Here is a 1078-nt window from a genome sequence, read left to right as displayed (position 1 = left end):
CCGAAACGGCCTAAAACAACTTGACAAAACACACATCGCGCTGTCATCGTGCGGCGCCTGATGGGGCTGAAAGATGTGATCTCCATGGGCTTGGCTGGCCCGACCCACGACAAGCGCTCCTGGACCTTCGACTTGGATCCGGGCGGCGTCGACCCCGTGCTACAGATCCCCCGCCTGCAGGATGCGTACTTCGCACGCTTCCCCGACTACCCGCGCGGCATCACCGTGCCGGCAATCGTGGAAGAAGCAAGCGGCAAAGTGGTGACGAACGATTACAACTCCATGGTCCGCGACTTCCAAACCGAGTGGACCGAATACCACCGCCCCGGCGCCCCGAACCTTCTACCACCGAAAGAGCAGCGTGAAGAGGCGGAGGCCATCAACGACTTCCTCTTCCGCAAGTTCAACAACGGCGTGTACCGCGCCGGATTCTCTGCCTCCCAAAACGCTTACGAAGAAGCCTACGACGACGTGTTTGAAGTCCTCGACTGGCTCGAAGACCGCCTAGCCAACCACCGCTTCATCATGGGTGAACACATCACGGAGACCGACGTCCGCGCCTACACCACCCTCATCCGCTTTGATGCCGTCTACCACGGCCACTTCAAGACAAACCGCAACAAGATCACCGAACTCCCAAACGTCTACGGCTACCTCCGCGAGCTGTTTCAAACCCCCGGCTTCGGCGACACCACCGACTTCACGGAGATCAAACAGCACTACTACATCGTCCACCGCGAAGTGAACCCCACCCGGATCGTCCCCTCCGGGCCCGACCTTTCCGGCCTCACCCAACCCCACGGCCGCGACCATCTCCCGGGCTCCCCCTTCGCCGCAGGCACCACCCTCCCCGGCCCACTGCCCGAATCCGAGAAGCTGAAGAACCCCACGGATTTCCAACGGGAGCTCTTCGGGCTGGGCTAAGTCCTCTGTGTCGAGGGTTAGGGTCAAGCAGCAGAAAGAAGGCCGCCGCCAGTGTTTCCATTGGCGGCGGCCTTGTAATCACGTTGGTAGCGGGGGCTGGATTCGAACCAACGACCTCTGTGAAGTGTCCCAGGTTTTGTTCCGTTTGAGTAGA

At 60.6% G+C, this 1078-nt stretch carries 1 pseudogene; it reads left to right on the top strand.

The window, feature by feature from the left end:
- Positions 1-33: 33 nt before the first annotated feature.
- A pseudogene (locus HMPREF3120_RS04940) lies at positions 34-924 on the top strand (glutathione S-transferase C-terminal domain-containing protein); the annotation flags it as partial.
- Positions 925-1078 lie beyond the last annotated feature (154 nt).

The sequence above is a fragment of the Corynebacterium sp. HMSC11D10 genome, assembly GCF_001806995.1.
Taxonomy (GTDB): Bacteria; Actinomycetota; Actinomycetes; order Mycobacteriales; family Mycobacteriaceae; genus Corynebacterium; species Corynebacterium coyleae.
This window is presented reverse-complemented; position numbering and strand designations above follow the sequence as displayed.